General features: G+C 70.0%; 20 protein-coding genes. 8 read left to right on the forward strand and 12 right to left on the reverse strand.

The window, feature by feature from the left end; all coding sequences use genetic code 11:
• From E3O50_RS00845 to E3O50_RS18985, 4 genes are all read right to left on the reverse strand, one after another.
• A partial coding sequence (locus tag E3O50_RS00845) for a hypothetical protein (protein WP_198417051.1) occupies positions 1-1,201 on the reverse strand: 1,201 nt, incomplete at its 3' end.
• Between the two features lie 205 nt (positions 1,202-1,406).
• Positions 1,407-2,270, reverse strand: a complete 864-nt coding sequence (locus E3O50_RS00850; RefSeq protein WP_134559892.1) for a nuclease-related domain-containing protein — start codon at positions 2,268-2,270, stop codon at positions 1,407-1,409.
• 109 nt (positions 2,271-2,379) lie between these two features.
• A complete protein-coding gene (locus tag E3O50_RS00855) occupies positions 2,380-3,222 on the reverse strand; it encodes an alpha/beta hydrolase (RefSeq protein WP_134559894.1) in 843 nt (280 codons plus the stop codon).
• Between the two features lie 162 nt (positions 3,223-3,384).
• The gene (locus E3O50_RS18985) at positions 3,385-3,768 is read right to left on the reverse strand and encodes a hypothetical protein (RefSeq protein WP_134560884.1); all 384 of its coding nucleotides are present in this window, start codon (positions 3,766-3,768) and stop codon (positions 3,385-3,387) included.
• 113 nt (positions 3,769-3,881) lie between these two features.
• Here E3O50_RS18985 and E3O50_RS00865 point away from each other — a divergent pair, with 113 nt between their 5' ends.
• Complete coding sequence (locus E3O50_RS00865; RefSeq protein ID WP_134449383.1) at positions 3,882-4,148, forward strand: acylphosphatase; 267 nt, start codon at positions 3,882-3,884, stop codon at positions 4,146-4,148.
• Positions 4,149-4,174: 26 nt separating this feature from the next.
• Positions 4,175-4,978, forward strand: a complete 804-nt coding sequence (locus E3O50_RS00870) for a Pr6Pr family membrane protein (protein ID WP_134559896.1) — start codon at positions 4,175-4,177, stop codon at positions 4,976-4,978.
• Positions 4,979-4,995: 17 nt separating this feature from the next.
• Here E3O50_RS00870 and E3O50_RS00875 read toward each other — a convergent pair whose 3' ends face one another.
• From E3O50_RS00875 to E3O50_RS00895, 5 genes are all read right to left on the reverse strand, one after another.
• Positions 4,996-5,850 (reverse strand): NAD(P)H-binding protein, encoded by an 855-nt coding sequence (locus E3O50_RS00875; protein WP_134559898.1) that lies wholly within the window; start codon positions 5,848-5,850, stop codon positions 4,996-4,998.
• 80 nt (positions 5,851-5,930) lie between these two features.
• Complete coding sequence (locus tag E3O50_RS00880) at positions 5,931-6,194, reverse strand: hypothetical protein (RefSeq protein ID WP_134449380.1); 264 nt, start codon at positions 6,192-6,194, stop codon at positions 5,931-5,933.
• Between the two features lie 319 nt (positions 6,195-6,513).
• Positions 6,514-7,962, reverse strand: a complete 1,449-nt coding sequence (locus E3O50_RS00885; protein WP_134559900.1) for an FAD-dependent oxidoreductase — start codon at positions 7,960-7,962, stop codon at positions 6,514-6,516.
• Positions 7,963-8,083: 121 nt separating this feature from the next.
• Positions 8,084-9,841: a methyltransferase gene (locus E3O50_RS00890; RefSeq protein WP_241975435.1), complete on the reverse strand. Its 1,758-nt coding sequence runs from the start codon at positions 9,839-9,841 to the stop codon at positions 8,084-8,086.
• Between the two features lie 52 nt (positions 9,842-9,893).
• A complete protein-coding gene (locus E3O50_RS00895; RefSeq protein WP_134559902.1) occupies positions 9,894-10,973 on the reverse strand; it encodes a LacI family DNA-binding transcriptional regulator in 1,080 nt (359 codons plus the stop codon).
• Positions 10,974-11,167: 194 nt separating this feature from the next.
• On the opposite strand from E3O50_RS00895, the gene E3O50_RS00900 reads away from it, so the two are divergent.
• The 4 genes from E3O50_RS00900 (at position 11,168) to E3O50_RS00915 (ending at position 16,654) form a co-directional block, all read left to right on the forward strand.
• A complete protein-coding gene (locus tag E3O50_RS00900) occupies positions 11,168-12,430 on the forward strand; it encodes an extracellular solute-binding protein (protein WP_134449378.1) in 1,263 nt (420 codons plus the stop codon).
• Between the two features lie 6 nt (positions 12,431-12,436).
• Positions 12,437-13,579 carry a sugar ABC transporter permease gene (locus E3O50_RS00905; protein WP_134559904.1) on the forward strand — a complete coding sequence of 381 codons (1,143 nt, stop codon included), beginning with the start codon at positions 12,437-12,439 and terminating at the stop codon, positions 13,577-13,579.
• Positions 13,580-13,665: 86 nt separating this feature from the next.
• Positions 13,666-14,466 carry a carbohydrate ABC transporter permease gene (locus tag E3O50_RS00910; protein WP_241975438.1) on the forward strand — a complete coding sequence of 267 codons (801 nt, stop codon included), beginning with the start codon at positions 13,666-13,668 and terminating at the stop codon, positions 14,464-14,466.
• 73 nt (positions 14,467-14,539) lie between these two features.
• Complete coding sequence (locus E3O50_RS00915) at positions 14,540-16,654, forward strand: glycogen debranching N-terminal domain-containing protein (RefSeq protein ID WP_134559906.1); 2,115 nt, start codon at positions 14,540-14,542, stop codon at positions 16,652-16,654.
• A 40-nt stretch (positions 16,655-16,694) separates the two neighbouring features.
• Here E3O50_RS00915 and E3O50_RS19880 read toward each other — a convergent pair whose 3' ends face one another.
• Both E3O50_RS19880 and E3O50_RS00930 read right to left on the reverse strand, forming a co-directional pair.
• A complete protein-coding gene (locus E3O50_RS19880) occupies positions 16,695-18,632 on the reverse strand; it encodes an FAD-dependent monooxygenase (RefSeq protein WP_198413652.1) in 1,938 nt (645 codons plus the stop codon).
• 29 nt (positions 18,633-18,661) lie between these two features.
• The gene (locus tag E3O50_RS00930; protein ID WP_277612939.1) at positions 18,662-19,987 is read right to left on the reverse strand and encodes a type III polyketide synthase; all 1,326 of its coding nucleotides are present in this window, start codon (positions 19,985-19,987) and stop codon (positions 18,662-18,664) included.
• 178 nt (positions 19,988-20,165) lie between these two features.
• Between E3O50_RS00930 and E3O50_RS00935 the strand changes: the two genes are divergently transcribed.
• On the forward strand, positions 20,166-21,911 hold the full coding sequence (locus E3O50_RS00935) for a pyruvate dehydrogenase (protein WP_134559908.1): 1,746 nt from the start codon (positions 20,166-20,168) through the stop codon (positions 21,909-21,911).
• 151 nt (positions 21,912-22,062) lie between these two features.
• Positions 22,063-22,257, forward strand: a complete 195-nt coding sequence (locus tag E3O50_RS00940; protein ID WP_241975437.1) for a hypothetical protein — start codon at positions 22,063-22,065, stop codon at positions 22,255-22,257.
• Between the two features lie 50 nt (positions 22,258-22,307).
• Here the strand turns inward: E3O50_RS00940 and E3O50_RS00945 are convergent, their stop codons facing one another.
• Positions 22,308-23,237, reverse strand: coding sequence for a phosphatase PAP2 family protein (locus E3O50_RS00945; RefSeq protein ID WP_134449372.1), 930 nt, complete (start codon positions 23,235-23,237; stop codon positions 22,308-22,310).
• Positions 23,238-23,389 lie beyond the last annotated feature (152 nt).

The raw sequence follows: 23,389 nt of genomic DNA on the forward strand, positions 1-23,389 counted from the left end.
GTGTCGGCCGGCGCACGGCGTGCACGCGGCCGGGCCCGGGGAACGGGCGCGGCACGATCGGCCGGGGAGCGGCGAGGTCGGCGGGCGATGGCCGCACGGCGCCAGCACCGGCAAGCGCGTCGGGGAAACCGGCCTCGCCGTGCAGGTCGTCCTGGGCGAGAGCGGCGCCGGCCGCGCGAACGAACCCGGCAAGCCCCTTCGCGGACATGGCCGGGTCGAAGACGAGGTCGTCGCCGCTTCCGGTGTCGTCGTCCTCGACGAGCGGGAGCAGCGGACGGTTCTCGCGCAGCCAGGGCGGCCCGTTGAGCACGGCGGCGAGCGGCGGCAACACCGGCTCGTCGTCGTCGACGTCGCTGAGCACGAGGTGCAGGGCGCCACTCGGCAGGTGCATGACCCGCGCGGCCACGACGTCGCCCTCGGAGAGCAGGGTATCGACGAGGTCGCGCGGGTTGGCCGAGATGTCGGCGCGGGTGATCGTGAACGTGAGGTGCGGGTGCAGGGCGAGCACGGCCTTTTGCGCGCTGACCTTCTGCACCAGGGCGAGGGTGACGCTGCCGTGCGGGTAGCGCTCGGCGATCACCTCCGTCGTCGGCGGTTTGAGCTCGACATTGAGCCGGTGGGTCGGGGCATCGAGGGCGCCCTGGATGCGCTGGCCGGGCGAGAGGGTCCAGTCCAGCGGCACGGGCGGGTAGGTGAGTTCCTGCCAGATGGTCGCCATGCCGCCGTCATCGAGCTCGACGAGGGCGCGGGAACCGTGCAGCATGAAGCCCTTGACGGTTCCGGTGACGGTGATGACGGATGCAGGGGCGAGCGCGAAGAGACCGGCGTGGTGGGCGTGAGCGAGGGCATCCGTGACGAGTTGGTCGGTCGCGTGCTGGGGGTCGCCATGCGTGAAGCGCAGACGGGACCTGGCCAGGTCGGCGAAGGGGTTCGGCCCGGTGGGGTATGACCGGCCGGCGCTGCCGTAGACCTGGAATTGGGCGGGGAGCAGGTCGCCGAGCTGCCGGGTGAGTTCTCCGGTCTGCACGAGGAAGACGCGCGCGACGTCGCCGATCTGGGTGGCGAGCTGATCGATGCCGATCTCGGGGATGGCTGTTCCGAACGGTGAGGAGACGACGACCCAGGGTCGATCACGGGCGGGGTCGTGAAGGCCGATCGCAAGCTGCTGCACCGCGGAGCTGGTCTCAACGCGGGTGTACACGGCTTACTCCTCCCCGGGCCCGTGGATAGGCCGTGGGAACAAGGCTACGCCAGTATCCTAGACGGATTGCTCCATTCGTTAAGTTATGGGGTGTATATGAAGCATTGTGTGCGGGTTGCCCACCCGGGACACGCGGTGTGACGCAGGATGCACCTCGTCCTAGGGCGGCGCCCAGCCGATCACCGGTGAGTGCGAAGCCGCGGAGTCAGCGACCCGAGCCGGAGAAAGCGCCGACCAGGACGATCCCGAGGTTCGCGGCCAGGTAGGCGGAGACGCCGAGCCCGACGACGACCTCGAGGGGGGCGAGCACGAGGCGCTGCAACCTCGCCGACCGCATCTGGTTGTCGAGCACGGTGAAGCGCTCCATCAGGCCGTCGCCCGTGCCGACCGGCACGGTTTCGGCCCAGCTCGCGGGATCGTCGAGCAGCGCGATCACCTGGAACCGTTCGAGCGGCGTGAGCACGCGCGGCAGGGCCGTCAGCCACGACACGAGGTCGGCGGCGTCGAGCACTGTGACCGCGTTCTCGGGGCCCATGCGGACGACACCCTTCGGCCCGACGAACGCGAGCACGGGGTGGATCGGGACGGTGAAGTCGAGGTAGGCATGCAGGAGCGTGTCGATGCGTTCGCCCTCGAAGGCCGCGTGTTCGAGGTAGGGCACCGCCCGGTCCCCGACGATGACGTTCTCGCCGATGACCCGCACCCCCGCACGGCGGTGCTGCTTGGTGTTGATGGTGACGACGCCGCAGGGGCCGACGACGACGTGGTCGATGTCCCAGCCGTTCACCCCGACGGGGAGCCCGTGGAAGACCGCCCACTCCGGAGGCAGCTGGGCGAGCAGTGCGCCGACGGCGAGCTCTCCCTGCGCGCCGCGGTACCAGCCCAGTGCATTGCCGCCGAGCGGGGAACGACCGAGGAAGCGGGCGAGACGGGTGCGACGCGGGTGGGCACCCTGCTGGCGCAGCAATTTGTCGATGATGGCCTGCGCGGCGAACCGGCGGCGCATGCCCTCGTTTTCGACGCGGCCGTCGTCGATACTGCCCGGATCGATTGTGCTTTTGTCGACCATATGATTGCTCCCCCGGATCGATACTAGCGAGCCGCGGCATCCGCCGCCCCACCCCGTTTGAGCCGCCGCCCCTGTTGAGCCGCTGCCCCCGCTCGCGCGCCCGCCTGCTCTAGTCGTGCTTCTTGACGAAGTCGATGGCGAGGTCGGCGACCTCTTCCCAGCCGTGGTCGATCGTGAGCGAGTGACCCCGGTTCGGCACCTCGACGATCTCGGTCAGACCCGGGTTCTTCTTCTGCTGCTTGTAGATCGCGTGCGAGATCGCGAGCGGCACGGTGTTGTCGTTGTCCCCCGCGATGATGAGCAGCGGCCCGCGCTCGGGATTCTTCGTGTCGACCCGCGCCTCGGTGAACGGGTTCAGGTTCGCGGTCGCGGCCTGGAACAGCGGCACGCCCGATGCGGCCACGTGATAGGTGTCGTACAGGGCGCGCGCCTCGTCGGTATCGAGGGCGTTGGCCCAGCCGAAGCTGAACTGCTCGAAGGTGAGCGAGACGGCCCGCCCGGCATTCGCCGGGTTGAGCAGCACCGGTGACGCCGATTTCAGGGCGGATGCCGGCAGCGGCAACACGCCACGGAACGGTGCGGAGTCGATCGCGACCGTTGCAGCGGAGACTCCCTCACCGGCCAGGCGCTGGGCGATCAGCCCGCCGAAGGAGTGCCCGACGATGGCGGGTCTGATCGCGAGGTCGTTGATGGCGTCGAGGTAGTGGTCGGTGACCTGGGCGATCATCTTGTGGGCGAAGACGTCGGGGTCGCGCTTGGCTTCCTCGATGCTCTCGGGGTCGTCGGGCCAGCCGGGGGCGATGCTTGTGTAGCCGGCGGCCTCGAAGCGGCCGCGCCAGCGGTCCCAGCTGCTCGAGAGCAGCCAGAGCCCGTGCACGAACACGACCGGACGCAGGCCCGACTCGTTCGCTCGCTCGACCTCGGCTCGTTCCGGTGCGGTCAATGCGTCCATCTCAGCTCCGTTTCGGTTTCTGGCAGGTTCACGCGGCGGGTGCCGGGTGATCTGGGCACGATAACCGCACCGGTCCCCGTCGTCTAGGGCGTCGGCATCCGCGGGCGTGCCGCTGAGCCGATGCGGTCAGCCGCGGTCGCAGGCGGAGGTCAGCGGCGGCGGTCAGCGGCGGCGGGCGATCAGGGTGCGGAGCACCAGGACGAGGACGGCCAGGGGCGCGAACACGATCAGGAGCCGTGCGGCGAGCCCGCCGAGACTCGCGGCCGTGCCGGACGCGGGCGGGGCGCCGGTGAGGCCGAACTGCAGGAGCAGCACGCCGATGACGCCGAGTGCCACCGCGACGAGGACGGTGAGCAGGAGCGCCCGCAGGTCGGGCTCTGCGCGCTCACGGCGCCGAACCGCCCAGAGCTGGAGGACCTCGTAGAGCACGAGGGACACCGCGAACGGCAGGGCGACGCTCAGGAGCACGACGGCGAAATAGGCCGCGAACACGAAGAGCGGGTGATCGGGCAATGCGGGCGTGATCAGTGCGGTAGTCCAGCTCACGTGACTCCCCAGCCTGGCCTCGGTCGGCTCAGCGCTCCCACGGTAGCAAGAGCGCTGTATTCCGGCGTCCCCCCGATCGGGACAGGGAACCGGATCGGGGGCACACTGGGGGGATGGTTCGCAAACAGGCGGTGGTGCGCGGGATGGTCCAGGCCGTGGGGTTCCGGTACTACGCGCAGGCAGAGGCCCGGCGACTCGGGCTCGCGGGATTCGTGCGCAACCACAGGGATGGCTCGGTCGAGGTGCAGGTGGAGGGGCCGGCAGCATCCGTCGACCGGATGCTCGACTGGCTGCGGCACGGGCCGCCCTCTGCCCAGGTCGACACCGTGCACGTCGAGGACATGCCGGACCGCGGGGACGACGGCTTTCGGATCGAGTGACCTGCCCGCTGGCGTAGCGTTGAAGCATGTGCGCGCGTGCAGATCGTCCCGCCCGCACCGACGACCCGGCCGGGTCGCTCGCCGCGGTGCTCTTGGCGCGCCCGGGCTCGGCGAGGCGTTCCCTGATGCGCTTGGGCCGGCGCTCCCCGGATCGCTCTCCGTTTCACTCCCCGCTTCACTCCCCGCTTCACTCCCCGCGACGGCGGATCGTCGGCATCGTCCGGCTCGTTCTGGCCGGCGCCGAGGTGCTCGCACTGCTCGGGTACTTCGGCTACATCCTCGGTTTCAAGAGCTTTATTGTGTACAACTACTTCAGCTATTTCACCGTGCAGAGCGCCATCGCCGCGGTCGGTGTCTTCATCGCCGCGGGGATCGTCGCCCTGCGCCGGGAGGTCGACCCACCCTGGCTCGACTGGATCCGGCTGCTCGTCACGACCTACATGATCGTCTCGGGCATCGTGTTCCTCGCGATCGTGATCCAGTCCTCGTCGCGGGCGTACACGATGGAGGTGCCGTGGTCGACGCAGCTGCTGCACTTCTGGATCCCCGGGATCGCACTCGTCGACTGGCTCACCGACACCGGCAAGGCCCGGTTGCCGTGGACGACGCTCGCCTGGGTCATGGTCGTCCCGAGCATCTGGGGCGCGTTCACCCTGATCCGGGGCGCCCTGGTGCGCTGGTATCCCTACTTCTTCCTCGACCCGAAGCAGGTCAGCGGCCCGCTCGAGACGGTGCTGTACTGCGTGGTCGCCGTCGCGCTCTTCACCGGGATCGCGGCCATGCTGACCTGGTCGTCCCGCGGCTGGCGGGGCCTCAAGCCCCAGGGCTGAAGGGTAATGGCCGGGGGTTAGGGGCGGAGGTGCGCCCAGGCGTCGGGGGTGGCGCGCAGGTACTCTGGCAGGTCCTGGGGCGGATGCCCGGTGAGGCGTTCGACGTCGTCCGTCACGACATCCATCACGTCGGACGCGATCGCGAGATAGCTTGAGATCCAGCCCGCGACCTCCCAGTCCGGCGCGCCGTAGTGAGCGCGGGACGCCCACGCCTCGGGCTCGGTCTCGCGCTCGTAGCGGATCGGCCGCCCGGTCACCCGGGCGAGCTCCGCGGCGCCGTCGCGCAGGCTCCAGCCGCGCGGCCCCGTGAGGGTGAAGGTCTCCCCGTCGTGACGAGAGCCGCTGCCGAGGACGGCCGCGACGGCATCCGCCACGTCGGTGTGCGTGACCGAGCCGATGCGGCCCTCGCCGCCGGGCCCGCGGATGACGCCGTCGGCGCCGCACATCTGCGCGATCAGCCGGTGGTAGAAGTTGTCGCGCAGGAAGGTGAAGGCGAGGCCGCTCGCCCGCAGGTGCGTCTCGGTTGCGGCGTGGTCGCGGGCGAGGGTGAATTCGGCGTGCGGATCGGCGCCGAGGAACGAGAGATAGACGATCCGCTCGACTCCGGCGGCGACGGCGCTGTCGATCAGGGTGCGGTGCTCGGTCACTCGCTCGGCGCTCTCGGACGCCGACACCATGAACAGGGTGTCGACCCCGGCGAGGGCGGGGGCGAGGGCCTGGGCATCGCCGTAGCCGGCGGTCCAGACATCCGGATGCTGCCGCGCGAGCCGCGCGGTCGAGCGCACGATGAGCCTGGTGGGCGTTCCTGCCGCGTCAAGGCGGTCGCGAACGAGGCCGCCGACGAGCCCCGTCGCTCCGGTGAGTGCGATCATGGCTGGTTCCCCTCGGCATCCGGTTGCGCGGTCGAACTGCGCCATCGCATGCTACAGCGGAAGGGAGTGGGTGGAACGGCCTACAGCGGGATGAAGGTGTATTCCACGGTGAGGTGTTCGCTGCGGCAGGCGCCGCAGTAGAGCACGCCGGAGTGCTGCATGGCGATCACCCGCGGGGAGCACTGCACGACCTTCGGGCCGCAGCACGGCGAAATGACCATGTAGGCACCGGGCGCGGTCGGATGGTGGCCGCTCAGGCCGCGGCCATGGTGGGAACCCTCGCAGGCGAGGTCGGAATCGAAGTCGAGCAGGCTGTCCAGCTCTTGGTCCAGCAGGGTTTCCATGAGGCACGATCAATCACGCGGTCAAACAGGGGAACTGCAGTCGCGACTGTGGCGGGGCACCGAAGCCGCGACCGCGCTCGGGTGGCCGACGGCACGACATGTGTACATTGCTGGGTCTTACGACCGTTGCACGCAACCCACCCAATTGGCAGCCATCGGCAACACCAACCCGGGAACGACTAAACCTTGGGGAGCTGCACAACGGCGGACCGCACCTGCATGAAGTCCCGGCTCGCCCCGGGTATCTTCAGCGACTAGACATTGGGCATAGCTTACACCGTTTGGTGAGAAATACTCGGGATTGACTTTATGGGGTTCGTCAGGGCGCGGGTGTCGGCGTGGGGCTCGGCGTCGGGGGCACGTAGAACGGGGTCAGCCCGCGCAGCGCGGCGGCAAGCACCGTGGCATCGTCGGTCCCGGCGAGCCGGAGCGCCGTGTCCCCGGCGACGAGTCCGACCAGGACGGGCTCCCCGGTGAGCGGCATCATGTTGATCCAGACCCGGAAGTCCTCGTCCCCACCGACCGTGGTCCACAGCGGCGCGGTCGTGCTCCAGAACGGCTCGTCGAACTGCAGCCAGACCTTGTCGAGCGTGCCCATGCCGAGGTCGGCGATCGCGCCGCGGTGCGCGAAGGGCAGCGCGGGGTCGAATTCGAGCACCCCGGACTTCAGCACCCCGAGCGGAACGGTGACGAGCACGCGGTCGGCGGAGAGCGACTCCCCCGTGCCCAGACGCAGGCTCACGCCGGTGTCGGTGTATGCAAGTTTGGTGACGACGCTCGAGTCGAGCAGGTCGATGCCCTCTGCCGCCTTGGTGAGCAGGTGGGCATATCCACCGAGCACGATCCGGTCCTCGTTCGCTCCGGCGTCCGCGCTCGTGTACCAGCCCGACTGCTGGTCGACGGATGCGCCCGCGTCGATATCGAGAACGGTCGCGACCCGGAATGCGAGCCAGTCGGCCGCGGAAACACCGTCACCGGCATCCGCTGTGGACAGCGTGCTCGCGCCCGAGCCGTCGAGCGCGCCCTGCACGGACATGTCACTGGCCTGTTTCGTGGCCCAGGCGAGTGCGGTCGCAACGGCTTTTTCGCCGGTGTCGGGCACCGCGACGACGATTCCGGCATTGGTGCGGGTCTCGCTCGCGCTCGGAAAGGGGGTGGTCGCGATGCCGAGGCGGGTGAATTCCTCGTCGAGGGACGTTGTGTCGCTGTGGCTCACGAAGGACGGGCCGAGCTCGACAGGGAAGGGCCACTTCTTGTCGCTGACGGTGTCGATGCGGCCGCCGATGCGGTCGCGAGCCTCAACGAGGACGACGTCGAAACCGGCGTCCTTGAGGATGCGCGCGGCGCTGAGCCCGGCGATGCCCGCCCCGATCACGGCGATGCGTTCGCCGGGCGCTGCGGCGGCGATGATCTCGCGGGCCGCGCGAAGGCCGGAGTCGCGGCCGCCCTGCACCGTTCCCGGAGCGTCGGTCGAGGTGGCCTCGCCGGCGAAGAAGACCCGGTCGAGCACGGGTTGGGCGAGCGCGGTGCGCTGCTCGGGCGTGGAGTCGACGGCGGCGAAACTGTAAGAACCGCGGGCGAACGGGTCGGCCGACCAGGAGGTGCGGCGCATCTGCGCGGGTTTCGGCACGGGCGAGACGGTGGGCGTCGGTGCGGGGGTCGACGTAGCGGTGGCGGATGCGCTCGGCCGCGGGGCCGGGGACACGCACGCGGTGAGAACGAGGGTCGAGAGACCCGTGACTCCGATGAGGAAGGTGCGACGTTTCATGGCATTCCGCGCGTCGGGTGTCACTCACGTCCTCCTCTCCGAACGAATCCGGTTGGTTCCAAACTACCGCAGGGGCCGGTTCGGGCGGTCGCCTGCCGCCGGCGGGTACGTCGGGACCGGGTCAGGCGAGCAGTTCTGGCGGGAGGAGGAAGCCGTCGTCGAGGAGTTCGCGCACGCGCGGGAGGAGCTCGGCGGTGAGGTCGCGTTCGGAGACCTCGAGCAGCTCGGCGAGCGCACCGGCGATCGCGCCGACCGCGAGTTCGCCGTCGCAGGCCCCGACGAGCGCGGCGAGCGCGGTGTCGAGCGACACCGACCGGCCGAATCCACTTCCCTGGTGCAGGGTGAGCAGGGTCGGGTCCTCCTGGCCGGGCCAGAAGTGGCGTTCCTCGGTGACGTCGGAGGCAACGGTCAAGGTCGCGTAGACCAGGTCGTCATCCGGGAGGGCCGCGTGCCAGTCGTGGGCGGCGAGGCAGGCCGCGAGGTGGCTGCCGATGCCGTCAGGGTTGTGACCGAGGCCGCCGTGCAGGCGTTCGAGGCGCCGCAACCGCGGAACCGCCGCGGGCCGGGCGGTGTCCGGGCGGCGGAGCAGCAGGTAGCCGAAGCCGACCTGCGTCACGCCGCGCGCCGCGAAGTCGTCGAGCCAGGCATCGTAGAGGCGGTCGAAGTCGGCCGTGCCCGGCCGGGTACCGCCGTCGCGGATCCAGGTCTCGGCGTAGAGCTCGGGCGACTGCACCTCGCGCTCGATGATCCAGGCGTCGAGCGCCGGCGCGGGCCCTGACGAATTCGACGGAGATTCGCCCTCCGCAGGGGCCGAAGACGGCTTCCCCGGTGTCTTTTCGGCAAAATCTCCGTCGAATTGGTTCGCGTCGACGGAGGCAACGGCTGGGGTCAGCCAGTCGGCGAGGCGGTCGAAGGCGTCCTGGCCTGCGCGGTACTCCCAGTTGCCGAGGAGCTGGGCGACGCCGGTCGGGGTGAGGTGTTCGGCGGCTCCGCGCACGACGGACTCGACGAGGGCGTCGCCGACGAGGCCGCCGTCGCGGTACTCGTAGCTCGGCACGCCCTCTGCCCGCGGCGTGATCACGAACGGCGGATTGGAGATGATGTGGTCGAAGCGCTCGCCCGCGACCGGCTCGAACAGGCTGCCGAGCCGGAATTCAATGTTGGTCACGCCGTTGAGGGCGGCGTTGAGGGCGGCGAGCTCGAGCGCACGCTCGGAGATGTCGGTCGCGACGACGCGTCTGGCGTGGCGGGAGGCGTGCAGGGCCTGGATCCCGCAGCCGGTGCCGAGGTCGAGGGCGGTGTCGACCGGGTTCGGCAGCAGCAGGCCGCTCAGGGTGAGGGATGCCCCGCCGACGCCGAGCACATGGCTCTCGCCGAGCGCGTGCCCGAGTACGAGCTCGCCGAGGTCGGAGGCGATCCACCAGCTGCCGGCCCCGTGGGCGTCCACAAAGCTGTACGGGCGGAGCTCGACGAGCGGGCGGAGCAGGGTGTTCTCGTCGGCGCCGGGTTCTGCGCCGGGTTCTGTGCCGGGTTCGTCATCCTCACCGACGAGGGCGACGAGCCCGAGCGCGACGGCACCTGCCGCCCCGAGGCTCGGGAGCGCCGCCGACAGCGCGCCGCGCGTCACCGGGAGTCCGAGAACGAAGAGCTGCGCGAGGGTCGCCGACGGCTCCTCGCGACCGAGCCTGGCGCGAAGGGCCGCGAGGGCCCGCAGGGCGGGGACCCGCTGGTTGCGGCGGAGCGCGGCATCCGCTTCGGGGCCCCAGAGTCCGCTCAGGGTCGCCACGGAATAGTGCGCCGCCTCGAGGTCTGCTCGCAGGAGCGGGATGAGGACGAGGCTCTTCGCCGGGAGGGCGGCGGGATTCGGTGCAGGGATCACTCCCCCATTCAACTGCACGGCGCGGCAGGCAGGACGGTGCTTTGTCCGCAACTCAGCGCGAGACCTCGCTGACGAGGGCGTTCACGGGCACCGAATCCCGGGGAATGGCCGCGAACTGCCGGGTGATGAGCCGCGGGGTGACCATCCGGAAGGGCTGCGGGGCCGGATCGGATGGCGCACCGGACTTCCCCTCGAACTCGCCGGCGAGGAGCTCGAGGGCCGCGGCGGCGACTTCGTCGACGGGCTGGTCCACGCTCGAGAGCCCGATCGCCGCCGCGATGGGCGTGTTGTCATACCCCGTGACCGGCACCCGGGCCGGGTTGGCGATCATCGCCCCGAGGGCGAGCGCGTCGCTCGCACACAGCACCGCTTGGATGCCGCCGGCCGTGCGGGCGAGCTGCTGCATGGCCGCCGCGCCCTGGTCGACCCCGTCGGCCGTGACCACCTCGAGGCAGGCGAGGTCCTCTGCGGAGACGTCACCCCGCTCGAGCATGGCGTCGTGCCAGCCCCGGCGACGGTCGTCGCCCGTGCCGGACGGGCTCGGCCAGCCGATATAGGCGATGCGGGTCGCACCGGCGTCCTGCTGCGCGCGGGTCGCCGCGTGCAGGCCAGAGTAACCATCCACGTCGACCCAGGGGTGGCGTGGCGCGGTGAAGTCGTCGCTCCGCCAGGGCCGGCCGAAGGTGACGAAGGCGATGCCCTGCTCGAGCAGCCACTCGGTGCGCGGGTCATCGGCGGTCGTCGAGGTCAGGACGAAACCGTCGACATCCGCCCCGTCGTTCAGGCGCCGGAACTGACTGATCTCGTCCTCGGGGCTCGTGGCGGTGAACAGGAGCACACGCAGGCCCCTGGCATCGGCCTGCTCGGTCAGGGCATGCAGGAACCGGTCGAGTACCGAGCCGGAGATTCCGTCGATCATCGGGTCGAGGCGGATGCCGATCGTCGAGCTGCGCCGGGTGCGCAGCCGTCTCGCCGAGGCGTGCGGACGGTAGCCGAGCGCACTGATGGCCGCCTCGACCCTGGCGCGGGTATCGGCCTTCACGATTCCGGGCGTGTTCATCACGTTGGAGACCGTTTGGCGGGACACCCCGGCTACGCGCGCCACGTCCGTAACGGTGGGGAATTCTCCCATGATCTCTCCCTGCCGGTGCTCCTCGCGCCCCGGGCACGAGGCCCCGTGGCTGGAACGATAAAACCAGACTAGCGCGTCGGATCGACCCCAGAATTAGATCGATCAAAGAAAAAGTTTGATCGATCAAATAAAACCGGCTATCGTCGTTCTCACACAAGCAAACGCGCACTGCGGCGCGACTTTAGGAGAAGAAAATGCAACGACGCACCTCCCGCTGGATGATCGGGGCCGGCCTGACCATGGCCGGAGCGCTCGCCCTCACGGGCTGCAGCTCAAGCTTCGGCGGCACCACGTCCGGCTCGACCGGCTCGGCCGCCGCGCTCACCAGCGACGCGAGCAAGAGCCTCACCGTCCTGATCGGTTCGAGCGGCGACGCCGAGACGAAGGCCGTCAACGCGGCCGTCGCATCCTGGTCCTCCTCGAGCGGCACGAAGGCCACCGTCTCCGTCGCGAGCGACCTCAACCAGCAGCTCGCCCAGGGCTTCGCGGCCAAGAAGCCGGCCGATGTGTTCTACCTGTCGACGGATGCCCTCGCCGGCTACGCGTCCAACGGTTCCCTGCTCGCCTACGGCGACAGCCTCGCCAACAAGGACGACTTCTACCCGAGCCTCGTCAAGTCCTTCACCTACGACGGCCAGTTCTACTGCGCGCCGAAGGACTTCTCCACGCTCGGCCTCGTGATCAACACGGATGCCTGGGCGAAGGCCGGACTCACCGACGCCGACATCCCCACGACCTGGGACCAGCTCGAAACCGTGGCCAAGAAGCTGACCACGCCCGACCAGGTCGGCCTCGCCATCGGCGGCGAATACGCACGCGCCGGCGCCTTCATGGCGCAGGCCGGCGGCAACCTCATGAACGAGGACAGCTCGAAGGCCACCGCGAACAGCGCAGAGGCCGTCGCCGGTCTCACCGAGGTCAAGAAGCTCCTGAACGACGGCGTGATGAAGTACGCGAAGGACGTCGGAGCCGGCTGGGGCGGCGAGGCTTTCGGCAAGCAGCTCGCAGCCATGACGATCGAGGGCAACTGGATCACCGGTGCCATGTCCAGCGACTACCCGAGCGTGAAGTACACGGTCGCCGAACTTCCGGCCGGCCCCGCCGGCAAGGGCACCATGCAGTTCACCAACTGCTGGGGCATCGCAACGGACAGCCCCAACCAGGCCGCCGCGCTCAAGCTCGTCGAGCAGCTGACCAGCAAGGACTCCCAGCTGGCCTTCTCAACGGCCTTCGGCCCGATGCCGTCGATCAAGTCCGCCGCGTCCGACTGGAAGGCCGCCAACCCGGTGCTCGTCCCGTTCCTGAACGGTGCTGACTACGCCGTCGGCACGCCCACCGCGAAGGGCTCAGCGGATGTCGTGACCGAGCTGAACTCCAAGCTCGAGTCCCTCAAGACGGGCGATCCCCAGCAGATCCTCGACGCCGCCCAGAAGAACCTCGAAGCGCTGCTGAAGTAGTTCGACATGTCGAAGCCCGCACGCACGTCTCGCCGCTCCGGAATCCGGGGCGGCGAGGCCGCCTCGGGGTGGCTCTTCACCGCCCCGATGATCATCCTGCTCGGGATGTTCCTCGTCGTCCCTGTGCTCATGGCGCTCTGGGTCAGCTTCTCCGACTGGGGAGGCCGCGGCAGCCCCTTCGGCGGCAACGTGAAGTTCGTCGGCTTTGACAACTACTCCACCCTGCTGAACGGGGGCGGCCTGGCCGAACAGGACTTCGGCACGGCACTGCGCAACAACGCGTGGTACGTCGTGCTCGTCGTCCCGATCCAGACCGCCCTCTCCCTCCTGCTCGCCGTGCTCGTCAACCGGCAGATCCTCCGCGGCCGCGGCTTCTTCCGCACCTCGTTCTACTTTCCGTCGGTGACGAGCTCGGTGGCGATCACCGTGCTCTGGCTGTTCCTGTTCAGCTCGACGGGCGCCATCAACAAGCTGCTCTCGTTCATCGGCATCAACGGGCCGAACTGGTTCAACGACCCGAGCGGCATCCTGCACAACTTCCTGCAGCTCTTCGGGGTGACCCAGGGCCCCGCCGCACTCACGGACGGATCCTTCCTCGGCGTCTCCTGGTGGGACTGGCTCGCCGGCCCCTCTGTCGCCATGACGGCCTTCATCCTGATGGCCGTGTTCACCACGAGCGGCACGTTCATGCTGCTCTTCATCGCGGCGCTGCAGAACCTCAGCGGCGAGGTCACCGAAGCCGCGATGATGGACGGCGCCAACGGCTGGCAGCGGTTCTGGAAGGTCACCCTCCCCCAGCTGCGCCCGACCCTGTTCACCGTGCTCACCCTCGGCCTCATCGGCAGCTGGCAGGTCTTCGACCAGATCTACACCGGCACCAAGGGCGCACCCGGCAAGACCACGCTCACGCCCGCCTACCTGTCCTACCAGTCGGCGTTCAACAACCAGGAATGGGGCCAGGGCGCCGCGATCGCGTTCATCCTCTTCGTGATCATCGTGTTCTTCACGCTCTTCCAGCGCTGGGTGTTGCGGGAACGGCCGGTGTCGAAGCGCAGGATGCGGCCCTACCTCACGAATCCCGCCTCAGCGGTCGCCCTGGCGGCCACGGCCACACCCGCATCGACGACGAAGTCCGGAGAGTCACGATGAGCGCGCCCACGGTCAGCCCATCCCGCAAACTCCGTGCGCTCAGCCGCGAAAAGCTCCCCACCCGCGCCGTCGCCGGCCGGTCGCTGATGTACGCGATCCTCACCGTGCTCGCGATCATCTACATCGCCCCGTTCCTGATACAGGTCGCGACCTCGTTCAAGACGGACGTCGAGGCGGCGAGCAATCCCATCTCGCTGCTCCCCCAGACCTGGTCGACCGCCGCGTACCAGAAGCTGTTCCTCAACTCGGACTTCCCGGTCTGGTTCAAGAACTCCGCCATCGTCACGATCTTCGTCACGCTCGGACGGGTGTTCTTCAACTCGCTCGCCGGCTACGCCCTCGCCCGGTTGCAGTTCCGCGGCCGGACGGTCATCTTCGCCGGACTGATCGCCGTGATGAGCGTGCCCGGCGTCGTGCTCCTGATCCCGAAGTTCCTCGTGATCAACCAGATCGGCATCTACGACACCTACGTCGGCATGATCGTGCCGCTCCTGACCGATGCGGCGGGGGTCTTCATCATGAAGAACTTCTTCGAATCGATCCCCGCGAGCGTCGAGGAACAGGCCCGCATCGACGGGGCAGGCACCTTCCGGGTGTTCTGGTCGATCGTGCTGCCGATGGCGAGGCCCGCCCTGATCACGATCATCATCCTGTCCTTCCAGGGATCGTGGAACGAGCTCTCGCACTTCATCGTGGCCACCCAGTCCCCTGAACTGACCACGCTCACCAAGGGCGTCGCTTCGCTCGCCTCCGGGGAGCTCAGCCAGGGCACCCAGTATCCGCTCAAACTCGCCGCCGCGGCGATCATGACCATCCCGGTCGCGGTGATGTTCTTCATCTTCCAGAAACGGATCATGAACACCACCGACGGCGCCGTCAAGGAGTAAGTCCCGGCCGGCCGGCCCACCTTCCCCGTCCCCCTGTGGACATCCGCTTCAACCCAGGAGTCGTTCCTTCCTCATGCTTTCCCAGTCCCTCATCTCGACGCCCGTGCCCATTCAGCCCGCCGGCGACCACCCGGTCCAGCCGCTGCTCCACGATTCGACCATCGTCCTCGCCGCACCCACCCAGGCGTGGTCACGTCCCGACGGGCGCACCGAACTGCCGATCCACGGCCTGTACCACGCGGACACCCGCGTGCTCTCTGGCTGGGACGTCTCGGTCGGCGGGGCACACGGCGAGGCGATCGCCCAGGCGGGGCGCGGTTCGGGCGAAGTGACCTTCACCTCGCTGCTTCGGCACCTCGACGACGCCACCGCCGACCCGCGGCTGCGGCTCGAGGTGACGCGGACCCTGAGCGCCGGGCGGATGCGGGAACGCATCACTATCCGTTCGGGCCTGGGCCACACGGTCTCGACCACGATCGCCCTGCGGGTCCACCCCGACTTCTCGGACATGCAGACCGTCAAGGCGGGGCTCGCCGACCCCGAGAGCCGGCGCGCGTTCCCGACTGAGGACCTGCCGGAGACGCCCGTCGTCGACCTCGAGACCCTTGCCGACGGCATCCGCCTGTCGACGCCGAGCGTGACGGCCGTGCTTCGGTTCGGCAGCGACGCGACACTCGCCCAGACACCCGCGTCGGCCGCCGGCGGGGCGCACCGAGCCGGGACGGATGCCGCCGCACCGGTCGTCGCGGCGAGCTGGGCGGTCGAAGTGCCCGCGCACGGCACCGCGACCGTGGAATGGACCGTCGACGTCGAGCACCGTGCAACCGTGGTGCAGGCGGCCGAGGGCCTGCCCGAGTGGGATGGCGTGACCGTGCATTCCGGCGATGCCCGGCTCGGCCGCTGGGTGCAGCGCGCCCTCGATGACCTCAGCGGGCTGCGGATGGCGACGACGGCTCGGCCCGATGAGCCGTTCCTCGCCGCAGGAGCGCCGTGGTTCTTCACCCTGTTCGGGCGCGACTCGCTGTGGGCGGCGCGGTTCCTGCTGCCGCTCGGCACCGACATCGCCGGCTCGACACTCCGCTTGCTCGCAAGCCTGCAGGGCACCGTCTCCGACCCCGAAACGGCCGAGCAGCCGGGCAAGATCATGCACGAGCTGAGGCCGGGCGCGTTCTCGATGCCCGGCGAGAGCCTGAACCTGCCGCCGCTCTACTACGGGACGGTCGACGCCACGCCGCTGTGGATCTGCCTGCTGAACGACGCCTGGCACTGGGGCCTGCCCGACGCCGAGGTCGTGGCCCTGCTGCCCCACCTCGAGGCGGCACTCGGCTGGATGCGCGACTCCGGCGACAGCCACGACGACGGGTTCCTCTCCTATGTCGACGAGACCGGGCACGGCCTGGCCAACCAGGGCTGGAAGGACTCCGGCGACTCGATCCAGTGGCGGGACGGCTCCCTCGCCGAGGGGCCGATCGCTCTCTGCGAGGTGCAGGCATACGCCTACCAGGCTGCGATCGGCGGCGCCGAGCTGCTCGAGGCCTTCGGTCGCCCCGGCGCGGCCGAGTGGCGCACCTGGGCGGCGAACCTGCAGGCCCGATTCCGGGCATCCTTCTGGATCAACTCTCCCGAAGGACGCTACCCGGCGGTCGCGCTCGACGCGCACAAGCGCCCGGTCGACACGGTCACGAGCAACATCGGCCACCTGCTCGGCACCGGCCTGCTCAACGCCGAGGAATCGGCGCTCGTCGCCGCCCGGCTCGTCTCCCCCGAGCTCAACTCCGGTTTCGGGCTGCGGACGATGTCGACCGACTCGACCGGATACTGGCCGCTGAGCTACCACGGCGGCTCGGTCTGGACCCACGACACCGCGATCGCGATCAACGGGCTGGGCCGCGCCGGGTTCGGCGCCGAGGCCGGCATCCTGATCGACGGGTTGCTCGCGGCCGCCGAATCCTTCGGCTACCGGATGCCGGAGCTCCACTCCGGGGACTCCGCGGCAGAATTCCCGGTCGCGGTTCCCTACCCCGCGGCCTGCCGCCCGCAGGCCTGGTCAGCGGCGGCGGCGATCTCCGTGCTCGGGACCGTTCTCGGCCTCGCTCCCAACCGCAAAACCGGCACGGTCGCCTCGACCCCGATCACCCCGGCCCTCCTGGGCTCGGTCACGATCCTCCCCCGCCAGCCCCGGGCATAACTCGGGAGCGCGGTCGGTGGCGCGGGCCGGGTGGTGCGGCCTACAGCCAGCGCATCGTGAAGGCGCTCGCGAGCACGGCGCTCGCCGGCGGCACGGCGAGGGTGCGCACGAGTCCGTTGCGGAGCCGCAGCCGCAGCCCCGTGGCCGGCCGGCCCATCATCATGTTGAAGCCGGCCTGCCGGGCAGCCATCCGGGCGCTCCGGCGGCGGCGACGGTCATAATCGGCGAGCACGGATGCCGCGGCGTCCGGTTCCCTGATGGCGAGCGCGAGCGCCGGGGCGAGCAGGAGTCCGTCGAGCCAGCCGAGGTTCATGCCCTGGCCGCCGATCGGGCTGATCTGGTGCGCCGCGTCGCCGACGAGCACGATGCGTCCGCTGACGAGACGTTCGGCCAGCCGCTGCTGCACCGAGAACGCGCTCACCGACGCCCCGGACGAGGGCAGGACCACGCCCGTGCGGGACTCGACGATCGCGGCGAGGTCGTGGCTCGAGGCATCCGGTTGCAGGGACGATGTCATCGCGACCCAGCGCCGCCGCCCGCCGGGGAGCGGGAATGACTCGACGACGCCGCCGCGCTCGAAGTACAGCACCGCCTGCTCGGCGGCCTGCTCTCCGGCGGGGTAGTCGCTCATGAGATAGGTGTCTCCACCGCCGCGCTCGATGCCGCGGATGCCGGCGAGTGCGCGGATGACACTGCGGGCGCCGTCCGCGGCGACGACGTAGCGGGCCTCGAGTACGGTCGCCGTTCCGGCCTCCTCGACCTCGAGCTCGACGCGGTCGCCGCGGTCGCGGACATCTGTGACCGTGACGCCCGAGCGGTACCGGCCGGGGCTGAGCTCGTCGAAGCGGGCGCGCAGCAGCGCTTCGGTCTCGTACTGCGGCAGCGAGACGACGAACGGATGCTGCCCGGCCGCTTCGCGGAACGTCAAGCGGCCCAGGGCGCGCCCGTCGCAGCGCACCTCGCCGCCACGGATCCGCACCGCGCGTTCGACGACGGCGTCGGCGAGGCCGAGCTCCTCGAGGGCGCGCATCGACGGCGGGTGGATGCCGATGGCTCGCGACCGCCGCGACGGTTCCGCGCGCCGCTCGAGCACCTCGACGTCGAGGCCGCGCACCGCGAGGAGCCCCGCGAGCAGGATCCCGACGGGACCCCCGCCGACCACGATGACGTCCCGCATCCGCTGCCCATCGCTCGCCTCAGCGCCCGACCTCGCCGGGCGCGGGCGTTGCTCCGTTGCGCGGGTGGCGGACCACCCGCGCAACGGCGGAAGTCCCGCGCCCGGGCCGTCCCAGCGCAGCAGCAGGCGGGACGGATGCTCCCGCACCACGTCCCAGCCCGGCGGCACGACCGCGCGCAGTTCCGGCGCGGTGAAGCTGCGGCGGATGGACGTGAGACCGTCCGCGCGGATGTACGAGTCGCGGAAGAGCGGCCAGGTGCCGAGGCCGAAGCCGACGTAGGCGAAGGTGCTGCGTTCGATGTCGCCGAGCAGCACCCGGCCGCCGGGCGCCGCGAGCCGTTGACAGTCGGCGAGCAGGCCGCCGAGCTGCGCGCCCGTGAGGTGATGCAGCACGTGGTTGGACACCACGACATCGAAGCGAGCTCCCTCGTCGGCGAGGTCGGAGCTGAGCGCCTGCCGGAAGGTCAGCCGGGGCAGCGGCGGCCGGGCGGTCGCGAAGCGGTGAGCGCGGGCATCCGGGTCGATCGCGGTCACTGTGAGGAGCAGGCCGTCCCGGGCCGCCCAGCGGGCGAGCGCCCTGGCGACGTCGCCGCCGCCCGAGCCGATATCGAGCAGCGTGCTCTCCCGGCTCGTCGAGAGGAGCGGCCGGATCTCGCGCCGGTACACCCCGCGCCAGCCGGAGACGGCGGCGTTCACGTATTGGAAATAGTCGTACGTGCGGCTCAGGACCTCGGGGTCGCAGCCCGGATCGTCCATGAGCTCGACCGCGTCGCTCGCCCGCCGGCGGAGGAACGGCAACATCGGGACCAACGGCGATCGCGCCAACCGCGTCAGCCGCGCACCACAGTCATCAGGCCGGACTCGACCGTGAGCCCCGGTCCGAACGCCATGGCGCAGAGCCGCTCACCGTCCGCGGTGTCCTGGGCGTCCAGGATCGCCTTCAGCACGAAGAGGATCGTCGCGCTGCTCATGTTGCCATAGGAGCGCAGGGTCTCCCGCGACGGCACGAGCTGCGCCTCGCTCAGCCCGAGCTTGGCCTCGGTCTTGTCGAGAATGCTGCGCCCGCCCGGGTGGATCGCCCAGTGCGCGATCGCGGTGCTGAGTGGCGCCCGTGCGGCCTCGGCCGCCGCGACCACGACGGCTGGGGCGGTGAGCGTGGCGACAGACCCGCCTGAGGCGACCTCGGCGACCTCGGCCAGCTCAGCAACCTCAGACGCAAATTCCTCGATCGGCATGGTCTCGCCGAGCGCCGCGACGGCAGCGGCGAGCCCCGGGTCCTTCGCGAAGAGCGGAGCGAGAGCGCCCTCGATGTGCTCATCGATGATGTGCGGAACATAGCTGCTGAGCACCATCTCGAAGCCCTCATCTCCGATCTTCCAGGCCATGTCGCCCTCGCCGACCGGCGTGATCACGGTCTCGAAGAGGTCCAGGCTGAGGGCGTTCTCGCCCGGCGCCGGGGCGCGCGAACTCACGATTCCCGCGGCCGCACCATCCGAGAACAGGGAGGAGGCAACGATCGTGTCGGGGTCGTCCGAGGTGCGGAGATGCAGCGAGCAGAGCTCGGCGCTCACCACGAGCACAACGGCGTTCGGGTCGGCTTCGACGAACTGCTTAGCGGTGCGGAGCGCGGGCATCGACGCGTAGCAACCCATGAACCCCAAGTGATACCTCTGCGTTGTCGGCTTCAGGCCCAATTCCCGCACGAGCATATAGTCGGGGCCGGGCGCGTAGAAGCCCGTGCAGGAGACGGTCACGACGTGGGTCACGTCTGCGGCCTCGATGCCGGGGCAGGCGGCGAGCGCGCGGCGGCCGGCCTCGACGAAGAGCTTCGTCGCCTCCGTGATGTACAGCTCATTGCGCACCCGGGTGCTCGGGACCAGGAGGGTCTGCGTCGCCGCGTCGAAGAACTGCGGGTCCGGCTTCTCCGAGTCGAGGGTCAACTCCTCGATCACGGTGTGACGTCGTTCGATCCCGGACAGGTTGAAGGATGCCGTCACGAGCCTCTTCCCCAGCCTGCTCAATCCCGGCTGGGCCGCGAACACATCGCGCACCTGTTCCTGGATGAGGACGGTGGATGGAACAACGGTCTGCAACGCTCTCAGAGTGACGGACATAGCCCCAGTGTTACACGCGGCCCTGCGAGGCACACCCCCCATTTTCGCGCGCGGCGGCAACGGCCGACGGATGCCCGGATCCCGAAACTGGGTGCCGGCAGTGAATCCGCTGGGCGCGGTTCCGTGGAGCGGAGTGATGCCTAGGCTGGAATGTGGCGTGGGGCAACGGGGACGCGCGTCGCCAACCGCGGGCCGGTGCCCGCCTATCCGAGGGAGTCCCGTGGCCACGACCGTCGCCGACCAGATCATCGCCCAGCTCATCGACTCCGGCGTGCGCCGCATTTACGGCATCGTCGGCGACAGCCTCAACCCGATCGTCGACGCCGTGCGGCGCAGCGGCGGCTCCGCGAAGGGCGGCATCGACTGGGTGCACGTGCGCAACGAGGAGGCCGCGGCCTTCGCGGCCAGCGCCGAGGCGCAACTCACGGGTGAGCTCGCGGTCTGCGCAGGGAGCTGCGGACCGGGAAACCTGCACCTCATCAACGGCCTCTACGACGCCCACCGCTCCGGGGCACCCGTGCTCGCGATCGCGAGCCACATCCCGAGCGCCCAGATCGGCAGCTCCTTCTTCCAGGAGACCCACCCCGACCGTCTCTTCGTCGAGTGCTCCAACTACTGCGAACTCGTCAGCTCCGCCGCCCAGGCCCCGCGCGTCGTGAGCATGGCCATGCGCCACGCCATCGGGCTCCGCGGCGTCGCCGTCGTCACGCTCCCGGGCGACATCGCCGAGCTGCCCTCCGTCGGCACCGCGCCGACCATCACCCTGACCAAGCCGGGCACGCTCGTGCCCTCGACGGCCGACGTGCAGCGCCTCGCCGACGCCATCAACAACGCCCGCCAGATCGCCATCTTCGCCGGGATCGGCGTCGCAGGAGCCCACGACGAGGTAGTCGCCTTCGCCGACCTGCTCGCCGCCCCGATGGGGCATTCCCTGCGCGGCAAGGAGTGGATCCAGTACGACAACCCCTTCGACGTCGGTATGACCGGCTTGATCGGCTACGGCGCCGCCCACGACGGCATGCACGACGCCGACCTGCTCATCCTGCTCGGCACCGACTTCCCATATTCGCAATTCCTGCCCGACGGCACGGATGTCGTCATCGCGCAGGTGGACATCCGTGCGGAACACATCGGCCGGCGCACGAACGTCACGGTGCCGGTGCACGGGGACGTCGCGGCGACGCTCAACGCGGTCACCCCGCTGATCACCCGCACCGCCGACCGGCGCTTCCTCGAGAAGACCCTCAAGCACCACGAACAGCTCATGCACAAGGTCGACGGCAACCCGCGCAACGTCGAGAAGCGCACGCCGATCCACCCCGAGTACGCGGCCTCGATCCTCGACGAGGTCGCCGCAGACGACGCCGTCTTCATCGCAGACACCGGCATGTGCAACGTCTGGGCGGCCCGGTACATCAACCCGAACGGGCGCAGGCGGATGCTCGCCTCGCTCCTGCACGGATCGATGGCCAACGCGCTCCCCCAGGCGATCGGCGCCCAGGCGAGCCACCCGGGGCGCCAGGTCGTGACCCTGTCCGGAGACGGCGGCCTCTCGATGCTCCTCGGCGAGCTCGTCACCGTCGCCGCGCAGAACCTGCCGGTGAAGATCGTCGTGTTCAACAACTCAACCCTCGGCATGGTCAAGCTCGAGATGCTCGTCGACGGCTACCCCGACTTCGGCGTCGACGTTCCGGCCGTCGACTACGCCGCCGTCGCCAACGCCCTCGGCATCTACGGCCAGCGGGTCGAGGATCCCGCCGACATCCGCGGCGCCCTGGAGCGCGCCTTCGAGCACAACGGGCCCGCGCTCGTCGACCTCGTCACCGACCCGCTCGCCCTGAGCATGCCGCCGACGATCACCGGGGCGCAGGTGCGCGGTTTCGCGCTCGCCCTCTCCCGAGTCGTGCTGAACGGCGGCGTCGGCGAGGCCGTGCAGCTCGCCCGCACGAACATCCACAAGCTCTAGTCGCGCCCACATCGGCAGGCCGCGCCCGAAACGGCGGGCGCGGCCCGCCGAAACCGGCGCGGCCGCCCCGTGTCGCGCTGGCTGCACTCGGGCTACCCTGAGGCCCAGAGGACAGTCACCGGGGCGTGCGGAATCGGAGGAGCTGATGGCCATGGACGGACGTGGACGGGTGATCGTGCGGGACGGACCGTGGGGCTTCGTCCTCTTCCTGGCCTACATCGGAGCGGCGATCTACTTCGTCTCGGTCTCGAGCGGAACGTTCTGGGGTGTGATCCTCGGGCTGCTCCAGGCGATCGTCTGGCCGGTCTACGTCGTCTATCACGTACTCGTCCTGATCGGCGCCTGAGCGCCGGACGATTCGCGCCGGACCGCGTGACCGGTCGGGTGCCCCGCAGCTCAGGGCAGGCGGTCGAAGAGGTGGGTTGCGACGAACGCGACGAGGGATCCGGCGGCGCAGATCGCCGCGACCCCGCCGACGTAGGCGATGACGGCCTCGCTGTTCGGGCCGGAGGCGCCGAAGAACGTCACGAGGAACGCCGCGGCCGCGACCAGGCAGAACGGCACGACGAACCAGAGCTGGATGCGGTATCCGATCGCGGGCGTTCCGCGGGTCGGGGCCAGGGGACCGGTCCCCGCGTCCGGGTCGGCGTTCCCCGCCGCGAACCGGCGTGCCGACCCGCGCGCTCGCAGGCGGCGGGGCGATGCGCCCCATACCCAGAGCGCGATGCCGCCCGCGCAGCCCCAGACCGCGACGACCAGGAGCCCGGCGATGACGTCGCTCGGGCGGTGCCAGCCGTTCGCGAGCGTGGAGACGCCCGCGACGGCCGCGAACGCCGAGCCGAGCAGTGCGGCGAGCCAGCGGGTCCGCGGGCTCGAGACGAGGAACACGGCAAGAGCGGATGCCGCGGCGACCGTCGTATGCCCGGACGGGAACGAGTTGCCGGCGTAACCGTCGACCCCGAGATCGGGACGGGTGAGCAGGATGTCCTTGAGGACCTGAGTCGTGACGACGGCCCCCAGGGCGACGACGACCGCGACGACGAGCGTGCGGAGATCGCGGCGCACGGCCGTGATGATCCCGGTGATGACGGCGCCGGCCACGACCGAGACGGTCGGAACCTGGTCGAGCACCTGCTGGGTGACGACCGTGACGCTGCGACGGCCGAAGATCGAGCCGTCATAGGCGAGCTGGTCCATCGTCTGCCCGTGCAGGGTCCGCACAAAAAAGAGGTACAGCGCGACGAAGACGGCCGACGCGACGATCGCGCCGCCGAGATATCGCAGGAATCCTGTTGTCGAGAGGGAGCGCACAGTCCAGCTTCGCACGACTCGCTGGACAGACCGTGGGTGAGGCCGCGGAAACGCCGGATCGGACACCGAACAGGACGTCGCAGTCAACGGCACCGGGCGACACCGGGCGACACCGGGCCAAAGCAAAGGACCCCGGGGCCGAACGCCGCCGAGGTCCTTCTCAGCAG

Source organism: Cryobacterium sp. MDB1-18-1, assembly GCF_004402735.1.
Classification (GTDB): domain Bacteria; phylum Actinomycetota; class Actinomycetes; order Actinomycetales; family Microbacteriaceae; genus Cryobacterium; species Cryobacterium glucosi.